2 tRNA genes and 1 rRNA gene are annotated in these 506 nt (G+C 48.4%); all 3 read left to right on the top strand.

Going from position 1 to position 506, the window contains the following annotated elements:
* Positions 1 to 51, top strand: a 16S ribosomal RNA gene (locus NFU03_RS15705); the annotation flags it as partial.
* 120 nt (positions 52 to 171) lie between these two features.
* Positions 172 to 248, top strand: a tRNA-Ile gene (locus tag NFU03_RS15700).
* Positions 249 to 266: 18 nt separating this feature from the next.
* Positions 267 to 342 (top strand) — tRNA-Ala (locus NFU03_RS15695).
* Positions 343 to 506 lie beyond the last annotated feature (164 nt).

Raw genomic sequence — 506 nt, 5'->3', positions numbered from 1 at the left:
AAGTCGTAACAAGGTAGCCGTATCGGAAGGTGCGGCTGGATCACCTCCTTTCTAAGGAATTTGTACAGAGACCATCGCAAGATGTGTGGCTGTACATTCGGAAAAGAACCTTTCGGTTCTTACGTTGACATTTTGCGTTCAGTTTTGAAGGTTCATCTTCTATTATAAGATGGGCCTATAGCTCAGCTGGTTAGAGCGCACGCCTGATAAGCGTGAGGTCGGTGGTTCGAGTCCACTTAGGCCCACCATTTTAAACATAACCCTTCGGGGCCTTAGCTCAGCTGGGAGAGCGCCTGCCTTGCACGCAGGAGGTCAGCGGTTCGATCCCGCTAGGCTCCACCAACTTACTCCATAGGGAGTATTTTTGTTCTTTGAAAACTGGATAAAACGACATTGAAGCAACAAATCAAGATAATCAACCGAGTCGGCCGCAGCAATGCGAGCCGGACAGCGATTCTTTTTGTTCTTTCATTCCATTCATCGCTGGATGGACGGAAGAACGGTAA

Source organism: Sporosarcina sp. NCCP-2716 (assembly GCF_023707985.1).
In the GTDB taxonomy this organism is placed as follows: domain Bacteria; phylum Bacillota; class Bacilli; order Bacillales_A; family Planococcaceae; genus Sporosarcina.
The sequence above is the reverse complement of the archived record's forward strand: the minus strand, read 5'-3'. Positions and strand labels throughout refer to the sequence as shown.